Genomic DNA, 19,504 nt, shown 5'->3' with positions numbered 1-19,504 from the left:
GGTTAGGAAGCCCGCCTCCAGCCCCGCCAAAGGAGGTAGGCCCCCGCTAGGATAAGGACCAGGGGCAGGGCGTAGGTGAGAAAGCTCCGCAAGGGGGCGCTGGCCAAGCCCAGGGGCACCAAGACCCCCAGGGCCGGCCACAGGGCCCAGCGGTGGCCCAGCAGGAAGAGAAGCCCGAAGGTGAGGGCCAGGCCGAGGAAGAGCAGGAAACCCGCGTCCGTGCCCGGAAAAAGCCCCTCCACCAGGGCCACCGCCGCCAGGGAGAGGAGGATCCCCCCAGGGATCAGGGCCCACCATTGCCCCCGGTCTGCCACATAGACCCCGGCGAAGCCTAAGCCCACCCCCAGCAGGAAGAGCGCCCCACCCCAGGCCGCTTCCCCCGCCAACAGGGCCAGCCCCAAGCCCAGCAGGCCCCCACCGGGGATCAAGGCCCACCAGAGGCTCCGGTCCTGGAGGTACGCCACCAGAAACCCTCCCCCACCCCCCAGGAACACCAGGCCCAGGAGCACCCGCCCAAGCTCCACCCCCAGGTTCTGGAGGAGGAGCAGAACTCCCAAAAGCACAAGCGCCACCCCTAGGGCCCAACCGCCGCCTTTGCCCGCCATGAGCGCCCTCTTTCCCCTCCAGGCTACCGGGCCTAGCCGCTCCTGAGAAGGGTATAATGCCCCTCGGCCTTGGCCGACCAAGGTCAGGGAGGTGGACCTTGAACCTGCACGAGTATCAAGCCAAGGAGATCCTGGCCCGCTACGGGGTACCGGTGCCCCCCGGCAAGGTGGCCTACACCCCCGACGAGGCCAAAAGGATCGCGGAGGAGCTGGGCCGGCGGGTGGTGATCAAGGCCCAGGTGCACGTGGGCGGGAGAGGTAAGGCCGGGGGCGTGAAGCTGGCGGACACCCCGCAGGAAGCCTACGAGAAAGCCCAGGCCATCCTGGGCATGAACATCAAGGGCCTCACGGTGAAGAAGGTCCTGGTGGCCGAGGCGGTGGACATCGCCAAGGAGTACTACGCCGGCCTCATCCTGGACCGCGCCCAGAAACGGGTGGTCCTCATGCTCTCCAAGGAAGGAGGGGTGGACATCGAGGAGGTGGCCGCCGAGCGCCCCGAGGCCATCCACAAGTTCTGGATCGACCCCCACAAGGGCTTCCGCGCCTTTGAGGCCCGGGAGATGGTGAAACGGGCGGGCCTCGAGGGCAACCTCAACAAGCTGGCCCAGGTCCTGGTAGCCCTCTACCGGGCCTACGAGGGGGTGGACGCCTCCATCGCCGAGATCAACCCCTTGGTCATCACCACGGACGGCCAGGTGGTGGCCGCCGACGCCAAGATCGTCCTGGACGACAACGCCCTCTTCCGCCACCCGGATCTGGCGGAGCTCAGGGAGATCGAGGCCGAGCATCCCCTGGAGGTGGAGGCCAGCAACTACGGCTTCGCCTACGTGAAGCTCCAGGGCAACATCGGCATCATCGGCAACGGGGCGGGCCTCGTCATGTACACCCTGGACCTGGTGAACCGGGTGGGCGGCAAGCCCGCCAACTTCCTGGACATCGGGGGCGGGGCCAAGGCGGAGGTGGTCTACAACGCCCTCAAGGTGGTCCTCAAGGACCCGGACGTCAAGGGGGTCTTCATCAACATCTTCGGCGGCATCACCCGGGCGGACGAGGTGGCCAAGGGGGTGATCCGGGCCCTGGAGGAGGGCCTCCTCACCAAGCCCGTGGTCATGCGGGTGGCGGGCACCGCCGAGGAGGAGGCCAAGAGGCTCCTCGAGGGCAAGCCCATCTACATGTACCCCACGTCCATTGAAGCGGCCAAGGCCATCGTGGCCATGGTGGGAGGTGCGGCGTGATCCTGGTAAACCGTGAAACCCGCGTCCTGGTCCAGGGCATCACCGGCCGGGAAGGGCAGTTCCACGCCCAACAGATGCTCGCTTACGGCACCAAGGTGGTGGCGGGGGTGACCCCAGGCAAGGGAGGTACGGAGGTCCTGGGCCTCCCCGTCTACGACACGGTGAGGGAGGCGGTGGCCCACCACCCCATCGACGCCTCCATCATCTTCGTGCCCGCCCCTGCGGCGGCGGACGCCGCCTTGGAGGCTGCCCACGCGGGCATCCCCCTCATCGTCCTCATCACCGAAGGCATCCCCACGCTGGACATGGTGCGGGCGGTGGAGGAGATCAAGGCCTTAGGAAGCCGCCTCATCGGCGGGAACTGCCCCGGCATCATCAGCGCTGAAGAGGCCAAGATCGGCATCATGCCCGGCCACGTGTTCAAGCGGGGCAAGGTGGGGCTCATCAGCCGCTCCGGCACCCTCACCTACGAAGCGGCGGCCGCCCTCTCCCAGGCGGGCCTGGGCACCACCACCACGGTGGGGATTGGCGGCGACCCGGTGATCGGCACCACCTTTAAGGACCTCCTCCCCCTCTTCAACGAGGATCCCGAGACCGAGGCCGTGGTCCTCATCGGGGAGATCGGGGGATCCGACGAGGAGGAGGCCGCAGCCTGGATCAAGGAAAACATGAAAAAGCCCGTGGTGGGCTTTATCGGCGGCCGTAGCGCCCCCAAGGGCAAGCGCATGGGCCACGCCGGGGCCATCATCATGGGGAACGTGGGCACCCCGGAGTCCAAGCTGAAGGCCTTCGCCGAGGCAGGTATCCCCGTGGCCGACACCATCGACGAGATCGTGGAGCTGGTGAAAAAGGCCTTGGGCTAAATTAAGGCTCCCACCCTGGCTTGGCCAGGGTGGGGTGTTTTCATACCCTGCCCGTGGCCTCGGCCATCCAGCGAAGCCGTTCCCCGTGCTCGGCAAGGAGCTGGCCGGGCCTAAGCCGCCAAGCCCAGTTGCCCGAGGGGCGGCCGGGGTAGTTCATCCGGGCCTCGCTTCCCAACGCCAACACATCCTGCACGGGGTAGACGGCCAACCTTGCCACCGACTTCATCCCCAGGTGCATGAGGGCCCAGGGGATCTCCCCTTCCCCGTGGAACCCAATCCCCCACGCCGCCAGGTAGCGCCCAAGGAAAGCCCGCTCGTGGGGGGTAGCGGTGCGGTACCAGCCCAGGGTGGTGTCGTTGTCGTGGGTGCCGGTGTAGACCACCACCCGGCCGTGGGAGGGGTAGTTGTGGGGCAGGAAGGGGTTTTCCATCCCCCCATCAAAGGCGAACTGCAGGACCTTCATCCCCGGAAGGCCAAACCGGTCCCTTAGGGCCTCCACCTCGGGAGTGATCACCCCTAGATCCTCCGCCAAGATGGGCACCCGGCCAAAGGTTTCCTGAATCTTCTGAAAGAGCTTCTCCCCCGGGGCCTTCACCCAGCGTCCCTCCACCGCCGTGGGGCAGGAGGCGGGGATCTCCCAGTAGGCTTCGAAGCCCCGGAAGTGGTCGATGCGCACTAGGTGGAAGAGCTCCAGGGCCTTCCTCAGGCGGTCTATCCAGAAGGAGAAGCCCTCCTTTTCCAGCACCTCCCAGCGGTAGAGGGGGTTCCCCCAGCGCTGGCCCGTTTCCGAAAAGTAATCCGGTGGCACCCCCGCCACCACCGTGGGCCTTCCCTCCTCATCCAGGTGGAACCACTCGGGGTGGGCCCAGACCTCTGCGGAGTCCTCGGCCACGAAGATGGGCATGTCCCCGATCACCTGAAGACCCAACGCCTCCGCTTCCCGCCGCAACTCCCCCCACTGCCGGAAGAAAAGCCACTGGGTCCAGGCGTGGAAGACCACCTCTTGGGAGAGGGCCGACGACGCTTCCCTTAAAGCCCTTTCCTCCCTCAGGCGTAGGGGCATGGGCCAGCGGTTCCAGGGAAGGCCCCCGTGGTGGGCCTTCAAGGCCATGAAGAGGGCGTAGTCATCCAACCAGTTCCTTTCCCGGTCCCGAAAGGCCTGGAAGGCCTCCTTTTCCTCCCGGCAAGCCCGCTCCTGGAAACCCCGGAAGGCTTCCCTAAGCGCCGGCCACTTCCAGGCGTAGAGCCAGCCGTAATCCACCCGGTCCTCCGGAAAACCGGGGTCCTCGAGGCGGAGATACCCCGCCTCCGCCAAAGGGCGGAGGTCGATGAGGTAGGGGTTCCCGGCAAAGGCGCTGAAGGACTGGTAGGGGGAGTCTCCGTACCCTGTGGGCCCTAAGGGCAGGACCTGCCAGTAGCGGGCCCCAAACTCCCCCAGGAATCGGAGGAAGGCGAAAGCCTCCCTGCCCAGAACGCCAACCCCATAGGGTCCGGGAAGGCTGGTGGGGTGGAGAAGCAGGCCGTAGGCGCGCGGAAGCTCCATGGGCCCAGTTTACCCCAGGTTTGGAAACCCTTCCAGAGGCTGACAGGGCCTAAGCGGTTTGGGTCCACCAGGGAACCGGGCAAGCCCCTGTCTAGCCCACCTTGTTCCCCTTCTCGTCGTAGGTGTAAAACCCTCGGCCCGTCTTGCGACCCAGAAGCCCCGCCTGCACCATGCGGCGGAGAAGGGGGGAGGGCCGGTACTTGTCGTCGCCAAAGCCCCGGTGCAGCACCTCCATGATGGCCAAACAGGTGTCCAGGCCGATGAAGTCCGCAAGTTCCAAGGGACCCATAGGATGGTTCATCCCCAGGCGCATGACCCCGTCGATGGCCTCCTTGGTGGCCACCCCTTCCCTTAGGGCCTCAATGGCCTCGTTGATCATGGGCATGAGGAGGCGGTTGGAAACGAAACCGGGGTAGTCCTGGACCTCGAGGGGGGTTTTCCCCATCCGCCTCGCCACCTCCACCACCACATCCCGGGTTTCCTCGGAGGTAAGCTCCCCCCGGATTACCTCCACCAGCTGCATGACGGGCACGGGGTTGAAGAAGTGCATGCCAATGAAGCGCTCGGGCCTACCCGAGTAGCGGGCCAAGGCGGTGATGGGAATGGAAGAGGTGTTGCTGGCCAGAATCGCCTCGGGCTTCACCAGGCTTCCCAGGCGCTCAAAGAGGCGGCGTTTTTCCCCCTCGTCCTCCACGATGGCCTCTACGATCAGGTCCGCCTCCGCCAGGTCCCCCAGGACCACGGTGGAGCGGATCCGCCCTAAGGTGGCCTCGAGGTCCTGCGGGGCAATCCGCCCCTTCTCCACGAACCTGCCTAGGGAACGCTGGATGGCCTTCAGGCCCCTTTCCAGGAAGCTTTCGGCCACGTCCACCAGCACCACCTCAAAACCCGCCTGGGCCGCCACCTGGGCGATCCCGCTTCCCATCTGCCCTGCGCCCACCACGCCGATTTTCTTCACCTCCATACCGGCACCTCGGGGGCTATTTTACGCCCTTAAGGTTCACCAAAAGGACGCCCATCAGGGCCAGGGTCCCGCCCACCAGGGATAAGGGGGAGGGCACCTCGCCCAGCCAAAGGTAGGCGATCAGGATGGCCAGGACCGGGGAAAGGTACAAAAAGCTGGACAAACGGGAGGCCGGGGTGCGGGAAAGGGCGTAGGTCCAGGTGAGGTAGGCCAAAGCACCCGGGAAAATCCCCAAATAGACGGTGCTGAGAAGGGCCGGGCGAGGGGCGGCGCGAAGGGCCTCCCCCAGGCCGGGAAGGAAAACGAGAAGGGGAACCGTACCCAGCACCATGGTGTAGACCGTCATCTCCCGGCTGTTGTAACGGGCAAAAAGAGGTTTCTGCCAGACGAAGTACAAGGAGGTGGAAAGGGCAGAAAGCAGGATCAAAAAAGCTCCCGGGCTCAAAGACACCCCACCCCCCTCGCCAAAGGCGATGAACAAGGAACCCATGAAGGCCAGGGCAAATCCCAGTAGCCCCAGGGGCTTAAGCCGCTCCCCGAGAAGGAAGTAGGAGAGAAGTGCGGTAAACACCGGCCCCGTGGCGATGAGGAGGCTCGCCGCCCCGGCGCTCACCGTAAGCTCCCCGTAGACCAAGGCGGTGTGGTACACGGTGATGCCCAACACCCCCAGGAGGAAAAGCCGGGGAAGGTCCTCCCTCCTGGGGGGGCGGAGGCCCTGAAACCGGGCATAGAGGAGGAGAAGGGCGCTGGCCACCAAAAAGCGCAGGAGGACCAGGTGGCCCGGACTCAGGCCCTGCAAACCCGCGCGGATCCCCGCGAAGGCGCTGGCCCAGAAGAGGATGGTGAGGAAGGCGGCTGCCAGGGCCTTAGGTTCCATAAGGACCCACCAGATAGTAGAGCCCCTGGTGCAAAAACCCCCTCTCCAAAAGGGCGTTTACCTCCTTGGCCTCCACCTTGCTCACCCGCTCCTTGACCGCGGAAAGGGAAAGGTAGCGCCCCGTGTAAAGGTATTCCATCCCCAGGTGGAAAAGCCTCCCCATGGGGGTTTCCCCCGCAAACACCAGCGCCGTGGCCAGGGGCGTCTTGGCCCTCTCCACCTCCTCCTCCCGCACGCCCTTGAGGGCGATCCGGCCCAGTTCCTCCTGAAGGACACCCAGCACCGCCTCCTTGTTCTCTGGGTCCGCCTGCAGGTAGGCGTGGAAGAAGCCTGCCCGGTCCGCCTCCTCGTGGCCAAAGGAGGCCGCCTCGGCGAGGCCCGTATCCACCAGGGCGAAATGGAGCCGCCCCGAACCCTCCTCCCCCAGAAGATGGGCCAGTACCTGGGCGGCAAAGCGTTCCTCCGCCTGATAGCCTACCCCAGGGAAAAGGCCCACCAAATAGAGGGCCCGGGCCTTCTCGTAGGGGTGCTCCTCCACCCCCTGGGCGGGGCTTAAGGGCGGGTAGGCCCTTCCCGCCTCCCCCAAGGGCCAATCCTCCGTAAGCCTTTCCGCCTCAGCCACCAGGGCCCCGAAATCCACGTTTCCCGTGGCGGCCAGGACCATGTTCCCAGGAAGGTAGCGCCTTCCGTGGTACTGGGCCATCTGGTCCCGGGTGAGGGCTGTGATGCTTTCCCCCGTCCCCAACACGCTATTCCCCAAGGGGTGGCCGGCGAAGAACCGAGCCCGGGCCCAGTCGTAGGCCATAAAACCGGGGCGGTCCTGGTAACGGGCGATCTCCTCCAGGATCACCTTCTTCTCGGTGTCAAAGTCCTCTTGGCGCAAGGCGGGGCGCATGAGCCTGGAAAAGAGTTCCAGAAGGGGAAAGGCGAACTCCGGCAACACAGCCCCGTAGAAAACCGTGGCCTCCTCGGAGGTGAAGGCGTTGTACTGGGCCCCCAGGCGGTCAAAGGCCAGGTTCACCGAAAGGGCATCCATCCCCTCGGGGCCCTTGAAGACCATGTGCTCCAGGAAATGGCTTACCCCGCTCTCCCCGGGGGCCTCGTCCCGGGCCCCGGTCTTGACGAAATACCCCAAGGCCACGCTGCGGGCCCCAGGAACCACCTCAGCGATGACCCTCAGGCCATTCCTTAGTTCCGCTTCACAAAACATCGTCCACCTCGCCCAAAAGCCCCACCCAGGGGTTGCGGTAGGGATGCGCCCGCAAGAAGGCGTTCACCGCCTCGAGGCCCGTGTTCTCTATGGCCCCCTCGATCTCGGAAAGGGGCCGGATCCGCCCCAACATGTGGAGGTCCCGGGCCATGGAACCCGCCCGGCTACGGATGGATTCATCCGCCATCACCAAGGCGGTCTTCAAACCCACCTTGGCCCGGGAAAGCTCCTCCTCCGTGACGCCCTCCGCCAGGCGCTCCATCTCGGCCAGCATGACCCTTAGGGTTTCCCTGGCCCGCTCCTTGGTGGTGCCCCCGTAGGCCATGAGGAGGCCCTGGCCCTTCACCCCGGCGGGGAAGGCGCTCACCGCATAGACCAGGCCCCTTTTCTCCCGCACCTCGGTGAAAAGGCGGCTGCTCATACCTCCCGAAAGCACCTCCAAGGCCAGCCTGGCCGCGTAAAAACGGGGGTCCTCCGGCCCCACGTCGGGGTAGGCCAGACCGATTTGCACCTGGGCCGTAGGCCGCCTGAGGGCAAAGGAGTGGGGCTCCGAAAGAAGGGGGGGTGGGTAGGAGGCCCCTTCCCCCTCCCAGGCCAAAAGGGGCTCCACCGCCCCAAGAAGCCTTTCCCAGGAAACCCCTCCCGCCACCGCCAGGATGGCCCCCTTAGGGGTGTAGCGGCGCCGATAGTCCTCCCGCACCGCCTCAGGGGTAGCCCGTTTCAAGCTCGCTTCCTCCCCCAAGGGGTCCCGGCCGTGGGGGGAGAGGAAGACCCGTTTCCGGAGTTCGGAGAAAAGCTTCCTGGCGGGCTGGTCCTCCTGGGAAAGAAGGGCCTGCAGGGCCACGCTTCTCACCGCTTCAAAGCCTTCCTCGGGAAGCCGGGGATTCAAGAGAAGAAGGGCATAGAGCCGGAAAACCTCCTCCAGCACCTCCGGCAAAAAGGCGGCGGCAAAAAGGGTGTACTCCAGCCCCGCCCCGCTTTGCCGCCTGACCCCTAAGGCGTCTAGGGCCTGGGCCAGGCCCCGGGCATCCAGCTCCCCAGCCCCCTTCCACAACCAGCCCTCCATGAGGGTACTGGCCCCCAGAAGCCCCTCGGGCTCGTTCACCGCCCCGGCGGGCACCAGTAGCTGGAAGGCTACCCCGGGGTAGTCCCGCTCCTCGAGGGCCAGAACAAGCCCATTTGGCAGTCGCTCCACGCGGCTCACAGGCCTAAGGGTATCATGGAGGGCGTGAGGGAAGGGGAACTTCGGGAAAGGCTCCTCAGGCCCATCCTGCGGGAGCTAAAGGATGGAGCCAGGGACCAGGTGGTGGTGGGAGGCCTGGAAAACCTCATCCAGAACCTGGCCAAACCCTTCCCCAGGCTCCAGAACCTCTTCCAGGGGTACGGGGAGAAGACCCCGGAGGAGCGAAAGGAGATCCTGACGGAGGCCATCCGTTTCCTTAAAGACGGCCTGGCGGCCCCTCCCTCCAGGGCCCAGGCGGCCCCCACCCCTTCCCCGTCCCGCCGCCTTACCCCCAGGACGCCGCCCACCTCCTGGTTCCCCCCCAGAGCCGGAAGAAGCTTACGGAGCTTTCCCTCCACACGGTGCGGGACCTCCTCTACTACTTCCCCCGCCGCTATGAAGACCGCAGGACTCTCCCCGGGGTGCGCTTCCTGGAGGAAGGCCAGAAGGCCACCCTCTCCGTGCAGGTCTTGAGCAAGGAGCTGGTGAGAACCCCCAAGAAGGGGATGCAACTGGTGCAGGTGAGGGCCCAGGATGCCTGGGGCTTTCGCATCACCCTGGTTTGGTTCAACCAGACCTGGGTCCTTTCCCAGATCCAGGAGGGGGAGACCCTCATCGTCACGGGAAGGGTACAGAGGCGAAACGGGGTGCAGCTCTACGTGGAGCACTTCGAGAACGAGGGCACCGAGTCCCTCTCCACGGGCCGGATCGTGCCCATCTACCCTGCCAAGGAGGGCATCGGACAGGCCTTTTTGCGCCGCACCGTCCACCGGGCCCTGGAAACAGCCCTCCCTCTCCCCGACCCCCTGGAGCCTTACCGGGAGGAGCACCGCCTTCTCCCCTACTCCGAGGCCCTTCGCCAAATCCACTTCCCTGAGGACGAGGAGGCCCTGAGGAAGGCCCTCCTCCGCCTTAAGTTTGACGAGTACGTGCTCTTGGAGCTAAAGGCTCTCTTGGACGCCGGGGGGCTGGTCCTGGGCCGAGGCTTTACGGTGGAGGAAACCTGGACGGAAACCTTCAAGAAAGCCCTTCCCTTCCCCCTAACCCGGGCCCAGGAAAGGGTCATGGCGGAGATCGCCCAGGACATGCAAAGCCCCAGGCAGATGGCCCGCCTCCTCCAGGGGGATGTGGGCTCGGGTAAGACCGTGGTGGCCGCCTACGCCCTCTACCTGGCGGCCATGAACGGAGCCCAGGGGGCCCTTATGGCCCCCACGGAGATCCTGGCCAAGCAGCACTACCAGAACCTCACCCGCTACCTCTTCCCCTTAGGGGTGCGGGTGGAGCTCCTTCTGGGCTCCATGACCTCCAAGGAAAGGGAAGGGGCTATTGAGAGGCTTCTTTCCGGGGAGGCCCAGGTGGCGGTGGGCACCCACGCCCTCATCCAGGAGGGGGTGGGCTTTCGGGACCTGGGCCTGGCGGTGGTGGACGAGGAGCACCGCTTCGGCGTGTTGCAGCGGCGGGCCCTCCTGAAGCTGGCCAAGGTCCCTCCCGATGTGCTGGTGATGTCCGCCACCCCCATCCCCCGCTCCCTGGCCCTGACCCTTTATGGGGACCTCGAGGTCAGCATCCTGGACGAGATGCCCCCGGGGAGGAAGCCCGTTAAGACCAAGGTCCTCCCCCACCGCCTCCGCCTCCAGGCCTACGCCTTCGCCCGGGAGGAGGTGAGAAAGGAGCACCAGGTCTTCGTGGTGGCCCCGGCCATCGAGGAATCGGAGGAGCTGGACCTAAAGGCGGCCACCGCCCTCTACGAGGAGCTAAAGGGCCTTCTCCCCGAGGTGCGCATGGCCCTTCTCCACGGCAGGATGTCCGCACGGGAGAAGGATAGCGTCATGGAAGCCTTCCGAAAGGGGGAGTTTGACCTCCTGGTGTCCACCACCGTGGTGGAGGTGGGGGTGGATATCCCCAAGGCCAGCCTCATCATCGTGGAAAACGCTGAGCGCTTCGGCCTGGCTCAGCTCCACCAGCTTAGGGGCCGGGTGGGGCGAGGGGGGCTTGAAGGCTACGCCATCCTCATCGCCGGGGAAGCCAGTCAGAAAACCCTAAAGCGCCTTAAGGTCCTGGAGGAATCGGGAGACGGCTTCTACATCGCCGAGATGGACCTGAAGCTAAGGGGCCCTGGGGAACTCAGGGGCACCCGGCAGTCCGGCTACCCGGAGCTGAAGCTCGGGGACCTCCCCCAGGACACCGAGGTCATCGAGCAAGCCCGGGCCCTGGCCAAGCGCATCCTGGAGATGGACCCCAACCTTTCCCTGCCCCAGCACCAGGCCCTTAAGGAGGAGCTCCGGGCCCAGGCGGAGCGCATCGGCTTCCGGGAGGTCATCTAGGGAATGGCGGGGCCTGGGCAAATCCTCGCCAAGAGGTGAGGGATGAAGGCCCTGCCCCATCCCCATATCCCCGCCTTCGCCTCCGAGGGGGGAGTCCTTAGGGCCGAAAGCCTCCGAAGCTACCTTCTGGAGCTGCGGGAGGCCTACACTGCCTACGCCCCGGTACCCCCCGTGACCCTTTACGTGCTCTCCGAGGGGGACTGGCGGGCCCTGGTGCCCTACCCCTACGGCCTGGCCTTTCAACGAAGCGAGGGGGGAAGGCTTTCCCTGTTTGCTCCCCTCACCTACCCCGAAAGGCTCCTCCACCGTTTCCGAGAGGTCCTGCTTCCCCTAGGACCGCCTCCCATGGAAATCGCCTCCTTCTTGGACCTGAACCTGGGCCACGAGTACGCCCACGCCCTGCAGGTGGCCTGGCACCTGAGGACGGGGGTGAGGTGGCTGGACGAGTTCTTCGCCAACTACCTTTTCCTCCTGGGCCTGGGCAAGGCCAGACCGGATCTAGCGGAATCCCTCCTGGCCTTTAGCCGCTACCTGGGCCTCCTGGAACCGGAAAGGCGAAGCCTTTCCGCCTACGAGAGGAGGCGGGGGAACCTGAAAAGCGCCCTCTGGTTCCAGGCCCAGTTCACGCTGAAGTCCCGGGAAATCCTGGAAAGGAAGGGGGACGGCCTCCTCCTGGCCTTCCTCGAGGCCGCCCCCCTGGAGCGGAAAAAGGGGCACAGGATATTACTGGAGCTATACCCTGAGCTTAAGGCCTGGTTCGCCGCCTTCGGCCTTAAGGACGCACCCTAGGCGCCGCCTTCCCCTCCGCCAGGGCCCTAAGCCACTCCAGGAAGGAAACCTCCCCCACCTTCAAGGTATAGAGCTCCGGCCGGGGCAGGATGCAGTGCTGGCCACCCGGGGCAAGGTAGAAGGTATAGTTTTCCGCCTGGGCTGGGGCCAGGACCGCCCTCATGGCGCCTTCCGCCCACTCCCGGGCGGTGGCCTCAGAGGGGGCCCGCTCCCCCTTCATGAGGCCGTAGAAGAAGATCTGGGTGCCGTCCAGGAGGGTGGTGTACTGGGCGATACGGGCCTTAGGGAAGGCTTTGGCCAGGACCAGGTAGATCTCGGCCACCTCTGGGTTTTGGGAAAGGCCAGGAAGCTCAGGCAGGCGCGGTTTCCAAACCCTGAAGCCAGGGAAGTCCGGGGTGCGCACCCCCACCCCGGCGTCCCCGCAGACGGCCACCTGGGCGTTTTTGTAGGTGGACAGCACCTTGTCCGCCCAGAAGACCGCCCCGTAGGCCCCGGCGGAGCACCCGGTCACGAAGACCCGATCGGGATTGGTGTGGTTGCGGAAGACGTACTCCAAGGCTGCCAGGGCGTTCCTGGCCCCCTGGTGGTGGACCTTGAAGCCCCCGTAGTCCACCGTGGCCCGCCCCACGTGGAGATCCCCCGTGCAGTAGGGCACAAAGACATGGGTCCAACCGTGGAAGGGGTTGGCCACGCTTATGCGGTTGTAGATGCCCTGGGCCAAGAGGAGCTCTTGAACATCCACCCGCTTGCGGTAGGTCTGGCTTTGCGGGCCGCAGGTGGCGGCGTCCCAGCAGGCCCCGCCCCCCTGGAAGTCGATGACCACCTTTTTGGGATCTCCCGGGCTCACGTAAAAGCGATAAGGGGAGCCGTCCGCGCATACGCCCCCCGGCACCTCCACCGCCTTCCAGAGGGCCTCGAGGCCCTGGGCCAGGGCCAAACCCAAAAGTAAAAGCAAGGCGAGCAACCGCCGCATTGTTCACCTCCGCCTGCAGTGTATAAGGAATCTTGAACCAGGTCAAGAAAGGGTAGCCCTCCCGGCTGCCCCAGGGGCAAAACCCCCTCTAGAACACCGCCTTGCGTAGGATATCCGTCACGGAAACGATGCCGATCACCTCCCCTTGGATGACGGGGGCGCGGCGGATGCCGGTGTTGGCGAAGAGCCGGGCCACGTACTCCACACCCAGGTCAGGGTTTACCGTGATCACCGGCAGCTCTAAGCCCACTCCACCCGGCTTCCCGAGGGATGCTTACACACCACGAGCCTTGCGGGAAGCCTTTCCGCCAAAGCCTCCACGTGGGTGACGATGCCCACCAGCCGCCCCCGGGTGGGAAGGGCCTCCAGCACCCCCGCCACCACCTCCAGGGTCTCCGGGTCCAGGGTACCGAAGCCCTCGTCCAAAAACAAAGCCCCAAGCCGCCCCCGGGAAAGCTCTTCGGAAAGGGCCAGGGCCAAGGAGAGGCTTGCCAGGAAGCTCTCCCCTCCGGAAAGGGTCTTTACCGGGCGCACCGCCTCGGTCCAGAGATCCAGGACCTGGTACTCGTCCTCCTTGGAGCGCAGGCGGTAACGTCCGGCGGAAAGGGTAGCCATGAGCTCATCCGCCCGCTCCACCAGGTTCCTCTGCCTAAGGCCCAGGAGGTAGGCGGGGAAGTTATTCTGCTGGAGGTCAAAGGCCAGCTTCTCCCAGAGGTCCATCTCCCGCACCACCTCCGCCAGGCGGGCTTCCATCTCCCGGCGGCGCTTTATCCTTTCCCCCATCTCCTTAAGCCGCTCCTCCAAAACGGCCTTTTCTCCCATCCTGGCCTCGAGGCTCCCCTGCACCTCAGAAAGCCTTTCCTCTTCCCGGCGCAAGCGGGCCTCCACTTCCGCCAAAGGGGGAAGGGAACCAGGAAAGCGAGCCCTGGCCTCCCGTTCCACCTCCTCCAGGAGGGCTTCCACCTGGGCAAGCTCCTCCCGGTGGGCCCGGATCCTCTCCGCCAGGGCCTCCCGCTCCTTGGGGGGAAGGTAAAGAACCTTGGCCTCCTCCTCGGGCATCAGGTCCACCACCCGGCCCTTGGCCTCCTCCAAGGCCTTTCGCTGCTCCTCCTCCTGGGCCAAAAGCCCCGCCAGGGTCCGGGAGGCCTCCTCCCAGGCCCGGGCGAGATCGCGGTCCTGCTTTTCCTTTTTCTCCAGCTCCTCCACCCTCCGGGAAAGGGCCGCGATGTGCTCCGGCACCGGCCTGCCTCCCGTCCTCTCCCAAAGCAGGCGGTAAAGCCCGGCCGCCAGGGCCTCCTTCTCCCGGCGCAGGGAGGCCAGGGCTTCCCGGGTCTTTTCCCAGGCGATTTCCACCTCCTCCTCCAGGCGGGAAAACCCCTGGTGCAAACGCTCCTTCTCCTGGGAAAGCCGCTTCACCTCCTCCTCGAGGGCCCTGGCCTCTCCCTGTTTTTCCCGGTACTTTTCCCTAAGCTCCTGAAGCCTCGCCTGCGCCTCCTGCAGCTTCCCCTCCAGCTCCTTGGGATCCCCAGGGATGGGCTCCACACCCAGGGTCTCCAGGGCCTCACGTTTGGCCCTTTCCTCCTCCGCCACAGCCCCAAGCCGGGTCAGGACCTCCCGCAAGGCCTTCTCCGCCTCCTCCCGCCTTTCCCTAAGGGCGATAGCCCCGTGCCCCTCCAACGCCAGGGGGAGGCCGTGGACCACGCTGCCGCAAAGGGGGCAGGGCTCCCCCGGGCGCAAAAGGTCGCGGTAGGCCAGGAGCCCAAGCCGCCGCTCCTCCCGGGCCAGGTGGGCGAGTTCCGACTCTAGGCGCTCCTTTTCCGCCTGCAAAAGCCCCCGTTGCCTCCCGATCTCCTCCAGCTCCTGCTGAAGCCGGTGGGCTTCCGCACCCTTAAGCGCCCTCTCCAGGGCCTCCACCTGGGCTCGGGCCCGCCCTCCCTCCTCCACCAAGGCCGCCAGGGCCTCCCTAACCCGCTTCAGGGCTTCTTCCTTTTCCCTTAACCGCCCCTGCACCTCCACCGTGCGGGATAGCTCTCGCTCCTTCTCCGCCAAATAGGCCTCCTCCTGGAGGAGGGATTCCAAGGCCTCCGCGTAGGCCTCGGGAGCCAGGCCCAGCCTGGGAGCCAGGTGCTCCTTCACTCCCACCCGCCGCCAAAGGGCCTCGAGGGCCCTTAGCCCCTCCGCCTGCAGAAGGGCCCTCTGCGCTTCCTTCAGGGCCTCGGGGTCAAAGGCCAGGGCCCGGCGGTCCCCTTCCAGCTGGACAAGCCGGGCGCGCACCCTTTGGAGCTCCCTCTCCGTGGCCGCCAGGGCTTCCTCCTTCCTTCTCAAGTCCTGCCACAGAGGCAGGGCTACCTCCGCCTCCGAGGCCTTCTTGAGCCTTTCCTCCACCTCCGCCATGCGGGAAGCCTCGGCCTTCAGGCGGCCCAGACGGCCTTCCAGCTCTCCTTTGCGGAGGAGAAGCGCCTGAAGGCCCTTGAGCTCCGCAATCCCCTCCTCCAGGCGCTTTTTCTCTCCCTGAAGGCGGGCGATCTCCCGGGTTAGGTCCGCCAGGGCCCTTTCCAGGTCCTCCTTGGCCTCGAGGCTCACCCCAAGAAGCCCCGCAAGTTCCCCTTCCAGCCGGCCCTTCTCCTCCAGGAGGGCCGCCCTGCGGGAAGCCGCCTTTTCCCTGGCCCTTTCCAGCCGGGTAAGCTCAAAGAGGTCCAGGAGAATCCTGCGCCTCTCCTTGGCCTCTCCCTTAAGGAAACGGTCAAACTCCCCCTGGGGAAGGAGGAGGGCCCGGGTGAAGGCCTCGTAGGTGAGGCCCAAAAGCTCCTCCAAGGCCCGGTTCAAGGCGTCCAGGGTCTCCAAGGGTAACAGCCGCTCCCCCACCGGACCCAGCTCAAAAAGCCGTCCTTCGCTCCGCTTCCCCCGCACCCGCTCCACCCTGTAGACCCTTCCCCCCACCTGGAAGGTGAGGCGCACCCGGGCCTCGCTAGCCCCCGGGTGGACCAGGCTGGCTACATTCCGCCCCACCCGGGGCACCACCCCATAGAGGGCAAAGGCCATGGCGTCCAGGAGGGTACTCTTCCCGCTCCCCGTGGGCCCGGTGATGGCGAAAAGCTCCACATCGGAGAAGTCCACCCCCTGCCGCTCCCGGTAGGGGCCAAACCCCTCAAGCTCCAGGCGCAAGGGCCTCAAGCTCCACCTCCTTAAGCACCTGGTTAAACCGCTCCAGAAGCCCTTCCTCCTCCCGCCCCCGTTCCTTCAGGTAGCGTTCGTAGGCCTCCACCAGACCCAGCTCTGGGGCCAAGGTCCCATTCCCCCCGTCCTCAGGCCCTCCCGTGGTTTCCACCGCCAGGAGATGGGGGAGCCCCTGGAAGAGCCTCTCCTTCACCGCCGGGGAAAGCCGGCCCTCCACCACCACCCTGAGGTACCCGGGAAAGCGCTCCAGCTCGGAAAGCCTGGCGTCCAGCTCCTCGGGCTTCAGGCGGAGGGTTTTAAGGGGCTTGCCCCAGCGCTCCCTTATGGGGTGGACCCGCACCGGCCCCCTTTCCGGCACCTCCACCAGCAAAGCTCCCCGTTCCGCCTCCTCCCCTTCGCCGAAGTCCAGCTGGACGAGGCTTCCCGCATACCAGGCCACGGGGGCCTCGGAAACCTGTTGCTGGCGGTGGATATGGCCCAAGGCCACGTAGCGGGCTCCCAGGGGGAGGGTAGAAGGAGGAACAGCGTAGCTTCCCGTGAGGTGGAAGACGAACTCCCCCGCCCCCGGGCGAATCCCCTCCAGGGCAAAGTGCCCCAGCATAAGGGGGCTTTCCAGGTTGGCAAGGATCCGCCGCATGGCCTCCGCGTAGGTGCGGTGGCGCTCCTCGGCCTCCTGCAGGACCTTTTTCACCAGGATGCGCTCGGATACAAAGGGGAGAAGGGCCGCCCTGAGCCCTCCCACCTCCACCACCCCCCCTCCTCCCGGAAAAGGGGCCTTCCCCGCACCGCCGCCCCCGCCAGGGCGAAAAGGGGGGCGAGGGCCTCGAGGCGCTCCTTGGGGTCGTGGTTGCCCGCGATGACCAAGGCGGGAACCCCAAGCTCCCTAAGGCGCAGGAAAAACTCCACCGCCATGGCCTCGGCCTCGGCGGAGACCTGGGGGCGGTCAAAGAGGTCCCCGGAAACCACCACCAGGTCTACCCCCTCCTTGGCCACCATCTCCAGAAGGGTTTTCAACGCTTCCCCGATCTCGGGGGTGCGGTCCACGCCCTTTAATACCTTGCCCAGATGCCAGTCCGCGGTGTGCAATAGGCGCACGGCTCCCATTATGCCAGCCGGCGGCCCCCCGCCCTAATGGGTGTGGCCATGATCCTCGGGCGGCCCACTTCTCCCCCCCCGGAAGAACCAGGCCGCCATCAGGGTGGTGAGGGGTACCGCCAATAAAAGCCCCAAGGAGCCCAGCACCATGGAGGCGATCTCGGCGGCAAAGGGCTCGGTGTTGAGGAGGAAGCGCAAGGGGGTGGGGTCCTTGGTGAGGAGGAGGAAAAGGGGCAAGGAGCCCGCGGCGTAGGCCAGGACCAGGGTGTTCACCAGGCTGCCGATGTGGTCGTAGCCCACCTCCATGCCCCTACGGTAGAGCTCCCCAAGGCCAAAGCGGGGGTTGGCGTGGGCCAGGGCCTGGACCACCGCCGCCTGGGTCACGCTCACATCGGTCAAGGCCCCCAAGGTGCCCACCACCACCCCCGCCAGGAAGAGGGAGAGGAGGTCCACACCCCCCCACTGCCGGAGGAGCAGGGCCTCCTCCGAGGCCAGGCCCGTAAACCCCATGCCCCGGGTGAAGAAGAGCGCCAGGAACAGGACGAAGGCCACCGAGGCCAGGGTGCCCAAGAGGGCCGCGGTGGTCTTGCGGTTTACCCCGTGGACCAGGTAGACGGTAAGAAGAAGCACCCCCACGCTTCCCAAGAAGGCGAAGAGAAGGGGATTCCCCCCCGCCGCCACCTTGGGAACCACGAAGTAGACCACCACCAAAAGGCTCAGGAAGGTGCCTAGAAGCCCCCTAACTCCCTTCCCCCGGCCCAGGAGGGCGGCCAGGAAAGCGAAAAGGCCCAAAAGGCCAAAAAGCCAGGGGATGCGGTCGGGCTCGGTCACGTAGGTTTTGCCGCCCTCCTGGTAGAGGACCACCCGTTGGCCCACTCGGTACCTGCCCCCGTCCACGGGCAGAAGGGCTTCCCGCTGCGTCCCCGCCACGGCCACCTGGGCCACCCCCCTCCCGGGGTCCAGGGAGAGGATCCGCCCCACCAGGTAAGCCCCCTCGCCTTGAGCCCAGGCGGAAAGCAGCCACAACCATAGGGAAAGCCATACAAGGCGCATGGCCCCACTCTACCCGCCCCGGATGAAAATTTCTTCTCAAGATGCTACCCTAGGGGTATGGAGCGCTCCACCCGGCAACGGCGGGCTATCCGGGAAGCCTTTCTGGAAGCCGGCCGGCCCCTATCGCCCCAGGAGGTCCTGGAGCTGGCCAGGAAGAAGGTGCCCTCCTTGGGCCTCGCCACCGTATACCGCACCCTGAAGGGCCTGGTGGAGGAGGGGTTCCTTACCCCAGTGGCCCTCCCCGGCGAACCCGCCCGCTATGAGCCCGCGGGCCGGGAGCACCACCACCACTTTCTATGCCGCTTTTGCGGAAGGGTGTATGAGCTTTCCGGTTGCGACCTAGCCTTGGAAAGCCACCTGCCCCCGGGCTTCCTGGCCGAGGGGCACGAGGTGACGGTTTACGGCCGCTGCCCAGACTGCACCTAGGGACGGCCCGGCGAACGCTTCAAGGCCGCATCCACTTCCGCCTGGGACAACAGCTGGGCCCGGTAGGGTTCCTCGGTGATGGCCGAGAGGTTTCCCGCAAAGGCCCTCAGGTGGTTCCAAGAACCTTGCATGAGGTTCTGGTACAGCGCCACAATGTCCGGCCGCTGGGTCTGGGCCAGGCGTACCCGCAGGTCCTGAATGTCCAGCTCTTCTATGTAGGCCCCCACCGCCAAGGCAGCCTGAAGGGAAGCCTGCCCCTTGGCCACAAGCTCCTGGTACAACCGGGCCAGCTCAGGATTGCTGAACTCGCCCACGCCCTTGCCTTGGGCAGGATCGGACAGGCCGTAGGCCGTGAGCAGGCGCGCCACCGCGGCCATGTGTTGCTCCTCGCTGCGGGCAATGTTCTGGAAGGCCGGGATGGGGTAGAGCTTACCCAAGGTCAGGTACACGTCCCTCGCCAGCTTCTCCTCCTCCCGCATCCACAAAAGCCCCTCGCGTTCTTGGGGCGTCAGGGTAGAGGCGGGCGAAACACCCACCTGCGCCGCACCCATTCCCAAAAGCACCGCCACCGCCGCTGAAGTTAACGTCCAAAGCATGCCTCGCATCTTCACTCACCTCCCGGCCCTAAGGCCGAACCCCAGCATGCGGGGAAGGCGGTGAACCCGGGAGCCCCAAACCGTGAACCCCCGGTGAACGCCTACTCCCAGGCTGGGTAGAGGGCCCAGGGTGCGCTCCAGCGAACCTCCTCGAGGGCCCCATCAAAGCGCAGGATGGCCGCCAGCCGGGCCCGGGAGTAAACCCGGTAGGGCTCCTTGGGGATGAAGGCGGTCACGATGTCCACGTGCCGAGGGGTGGCGTACTCCAGTACCACGTGCAGGGGAAGCTTCAAGCGGGGAGGAAAGACCATGTAGCCCAGGACCAGCATCCTTTGCTCCTCGGGATAGATGGCCAGCTCCCTGCCCCATTCCAAGGCCCTTAGCACGTCCAGCTCGGTAAAGCCCTCCTGAAGCATGTGCTTGGCCACATGGGGCCCCAGGCGGTAGCGGCCTTCCCGGAGGTGGGGAAGAAGGTCTTCTAGCCTACGGAGCTTGCGCACGCAAACCCACCCCCTTTGGCCCCAGTTTAGGGCTAGGAGCGGAGAAAAGTGT

16 protein-coding genes and 2 pseudogenes are annotated in these 19,504 nt (G+C 65.9%); 5 read left to right on the top strand and 13 right to left on the bottom strand.

Going from position 1 to position 19,504, the window contains the following annotated elements:
• Positions 1-2: 2 nt before the first annotated feature.
• Positions 3-605, bottom strand: coding sequence for a hypothetical protein (locus tag EBI04_RS13725; protein ID WP_135255618.1), 603 nt, complete (start codon positions 603-605; stop codon positions 3-5).
• A 98-nt stretch (positions 606-703) separates the two neighbouring features.
• On the opposite strand from EBI04_RS13725, the gene sucC reads away from it, so the two are divergent.
• Both sucC and sucD read left to right on the top strand, forming a co-directional pair.
• A complete protein-coding gene (sucC, locus tag EBI04_RS00685; protein ID WP_167481847.1) occupies positions 704-1,840 on the top strand; it encodes an ADP-forming succinate--CoA ligase subunit beta in 1,137 nt (378 codons plus the stop codon).
• The gene (gene sucD / locus EBI04_RS00680; protein WP_135255616.1) at positions 1,837-2,703 is read left to right on the top strand and encodes a succinate--CoA ligase subunit alpha; all 867 of its coding nucleotides are present in this window, start codon (positions 1,837-1,839) and stop codon (positions 2,701-2,703) included. The genes sucC and sucD overlap by 4 nt, the downstream gene beginning before the upstream one ends.
• A 40-nt stretch (positions 2,704-2,743) precedes the next feature.
• Here sucD and malQ read toward each other — a convergent pair whose 3' ends face one another.
• From malQ to EBI04_RS00655, 5 genes are all read right to left on the bottom strand, one after another.
• Complete coding sequence (gene malQ, locus EBI04_RS00675; RefSeq protein WP_135255615.1) at positions 2,744-4,246, bottom strand: 4-alpha-glucanotransferase; 1,503 nt, start codon at positions 4,244-4,246, stop codon at positions 2,744-2,746.
• A 91-nt stretch (positions 4,247-4,337) separates the two neighbouring features.
• Positions 4,338-5,210: a 3-hydroxybutyryl-CoA dehydrogenase gene (locus EBI04_RS00670; protein WP_135255614.1), complete on the bottom strand. Its 873-nt coding sequence runs from the start codon at positions 5,208-5,210 to the stop codon at positions 4,338-4,340.
• Positions 5,211-5,226: 16 nt separating this feature from the next.
• Positions 5,227-6,087 carry a DMT family transporter gene (locus EBI04_RS00665; protein WP_135255613.1) on the bottom strand — a complete coding sequence of 287 codons (861 nt, stop codon included), beginning with the start codon at positions 6,085-6,087 and terminating at the stop codon, positions 5,227-5,229.
• Positions 6,077-7,297 carry a M16 family metallopeptidase gene (locus EBI04_RS00660; RefSeq protein ID WP_135255612.1) on the bottom strand — a complete coding sequence of 407 codons (1,221 nt, stop codon included), beginning with the start codon at positions 7,295-7,297 and terminating at the stop codon, positions 6,077-6,079. The genes EBI04_RS00665 and EBI04_RS00660 overlap by 11 nt, the downstream gene beginning before the upstream one ends.
• Complete coding sequence (locus EBI04_RS00655; RefSeq protein ID WP_135255611.1) at positions 7,287-8,501, bottom strand: M16 family metallopeptidase; 1,215 nt, start codon at positions 8,499-8,501, stop codon at positions 7,287-7,289. Before EBI04_RS00655 ends, EBI04_RS00660 begins: the two co-directional genes overlap by 11 nt.
• 15 nt (positions 8,502-8,516) lie before the next feature.
• On the opposite strand from EBI04_RS00655, the pseudogene recG reads away from it, so the two are divergent.
• Positions 8,517-10,843: pseudogene (gene recG, locus EBI04_RS00650) on the top strand (ATP-dependent DNA helicase RecG).
• A 42-nt stretch (positions 10,844-10,885) separates the two neighbouring features.
• Positions 10,886-11,632 (top strand): hypothetical protein, encoded by a 747-nt coding sequence (locus EBI04_RS00645; RefSeq protein ID WP_135255610.1) that lies wholly within the window; start codon positions 10,886-10,888, stop codon positions 11,630-11,632.
• Here EBI04_RS00645 and EBI04_RS00640 read toward each other — a convergent pair.
• The 5 genes and pseudogenes from EBI04_RS00640 to EBI04_RS00620 form a co-directional block, all read right to left on the bottom strand.
• Positions 11,616-12,605 (bottom strand): pectin acetylesterase-family hydrolase, encoded by a 990-nt coding sequence (locus EBI04_RS00640; protein WP_135255609.1) that lies wholly within the window; start codon positions 12,603-12,605, stop codon positions 11,616-11,618. The genes EBI04_RS00645 and EBI04_RS00640 overlap by 17 nt on opposite strands.
• 88 nt (positions 12,606-12,693) lie before the next feature.
• Positions 12,694-12,855, bottom strand: coding sequence for a CBS domain-containing protein (locus EBI04_RS00635; protein WP_234557288.1), 162 nt, complete (start codon positions 12,853-12,855; stop codon positions 12,694-12,696).
• Positions 12,846-15,779 (bottom strand): AAA family ATPase, encoded by a 2,934-nt coding sequence (locus tag EBI04_RS00630; protein ID WP_135255608.1) that lies wholly within the window; start codon positions 15,777-15,779, stop codon positions 12,846-12,848. Before EBI04_RS00630 ends, EBI04_RS00635 begins: the two co-directional genes overlap by 10 nt.
• Positions 15,754-16,886 (bottom strand): annotated as a pseudogene (locus tag EBI04_RS00625) (metallophosphoesterase family protein). Before EBI04_RS00625 ends, EBI04_RS00630 begins: the two are co-directional and overlap by 26 nt.
• Before the next feature lie 24 nt (positions 16,887-16,910).
• Positions 16,911-17,930 (bottom strand): YibE/F family protein, encoded by a 1,020-nt coding sequence (locus tag EBI04_RS00620; protein ID WP_135255607.1) that lies wholly within the window; start codon positions 17,928-17,930, stop codon positions 16,911-16,913.
• Positions 17,931-17,987: 57 nt separating this feature from the next.
• On the opposite strand from EBI04_RS00620, the gene EBI04_RS00615 reads away from it, so the two are divergent.
• Positions 17,988-18,356 carry a zinc uptake transcriptional regulator gene (locus EBI04_RS00615; RefSeq protein WP_135255606.1) on the top strand — a complete coding sequence of 123 codons (369 nt, stop codon included), beginning with the start codon at positions 17,988-17,990 and terminating at the stop codon, positions 18,354-18,356.
• Here EBI04_RS00615 and EBI04_RS00610 read toward each other — a convergent pair.
• Positions 18,353-18,961, bottom strand: a complete 609-nt coding sequence (locus EBI04_RS00610; RefSeq protein WP_135255605.1) for a DUF2202 domain-containing protein — start codon at positions 18,959-18,961, stop codon at positions 18,353-18,355. The genes EBI04_RS00615 and EBI04_RS00610 overlap by 4 nt on opposite strands.
• A 92-nt stretch (positions 18,962-19,053) precedes the next feature.
• Positions 19,054-19,452 carry a DUF4258 domain-containing protein gene (locus tag EBI04_RS00605; protein WP_135255604.1) on the bottom strand — a complete coding sequence of 133 codons (399 nt, stop codon included), beginning with the start codon at positions 19,450-19,452 and terminating at the stop codon, positions 19,054-19,056.
• Positions 19,453-19,504: the final 52 nt, after the last annotated feature.

Origin of the sequence: Thermus caldilimi (assembly GCF_004684245.1) — a bacterium.
GTDB classification, from domain to species: domain Bacteria; phylum Deinococcota; class Deinococci; order Deinococcales; family Thermaceae; genus Thermus; species Thermus caldilimi.
The sequence above is the reverse complement of the archived record's forward strand: the minus strand, read 5'-3'. Positions and strand labels throughout refer to the sequence as shown.

Excerpts from the sequence above, each read along its gene's own strand:
- EBI04_RS00660 (WP_135255612.1), bottom strand. The coding sequence starts at position 7,297 with ATGTTTTGTGAAGCGGAACTAAGGAATGGCCTGAGGGTCATCGCTGAG.
- EBI04_RS00670 (WP_135255614.1), bottom strand. The coding sequence starts at position 5,210 with ATGGAGGTGAAGAAAATCGGCGTGGTGGGCGCAGGGCAGATGGGAAGC.
- EBI04_RS13725 (WP_135255618.1), bottom strand. The coding sequence starts at position 605 with ATGGCGGGCAAAGGCGGCGGTTGGGCCCTAGGGGTGGCGCTTGTGCTT.
- EBI04_RS00645 (WP_135255610.1), top strand. The coding sequence starts at position 10,886 with ATGAAGGCCCTGCCCCATCCCCATATCCCCGCCTTCGCCTCCGAGGGG.
- malQ (WP_135255615.1), bottom strand. The coding sequence starts at position 4,246 with ATGGAGCTTCCGCGCGCCTACGGCCTGCTTCTCCACCCCACCAGCCTT.
- EBI04_RS00640 (WP_135255609.1), bottom strand. The coding sequence starts at position 12,605 with ATGCGGCGGTTGCTCGCCTTGCTTTTACTTTTGGGTTTGGCCCTGGCC.
- EBI04_RS00665 (WP_135255613.1), bottom strand. The coding sequence starts at position 6,087 with ATGGAACCTAAGGCCCTGGCAGCCGCCTTCCTCACCATCCTCTTCTGG.
- EBI04_RS00620 (WP_135255607.1), bottom strand. The coding sequence starts at position 17,930 with ATGCGCCTTGTATGGCTTTCCCTATGGTTGTGGCTGCTTTCCGCCTGG.
- EBI04_RS00615 (WP_135255606.1), top strand. The coding sequence starts at position 17,988 with ATGGAGCGCTCCACCCGGCAACGGCGGGCTATCCGGGAAGCCTTTCTG.
- EBI04_RS00610 (WP_135255605.1), bottom strand. The coding sequence starts at position 18,961 with ATGCGAGGCATGCTTTGGACGTTAACTTCAGCGGCGGTGGCGGTGCTT.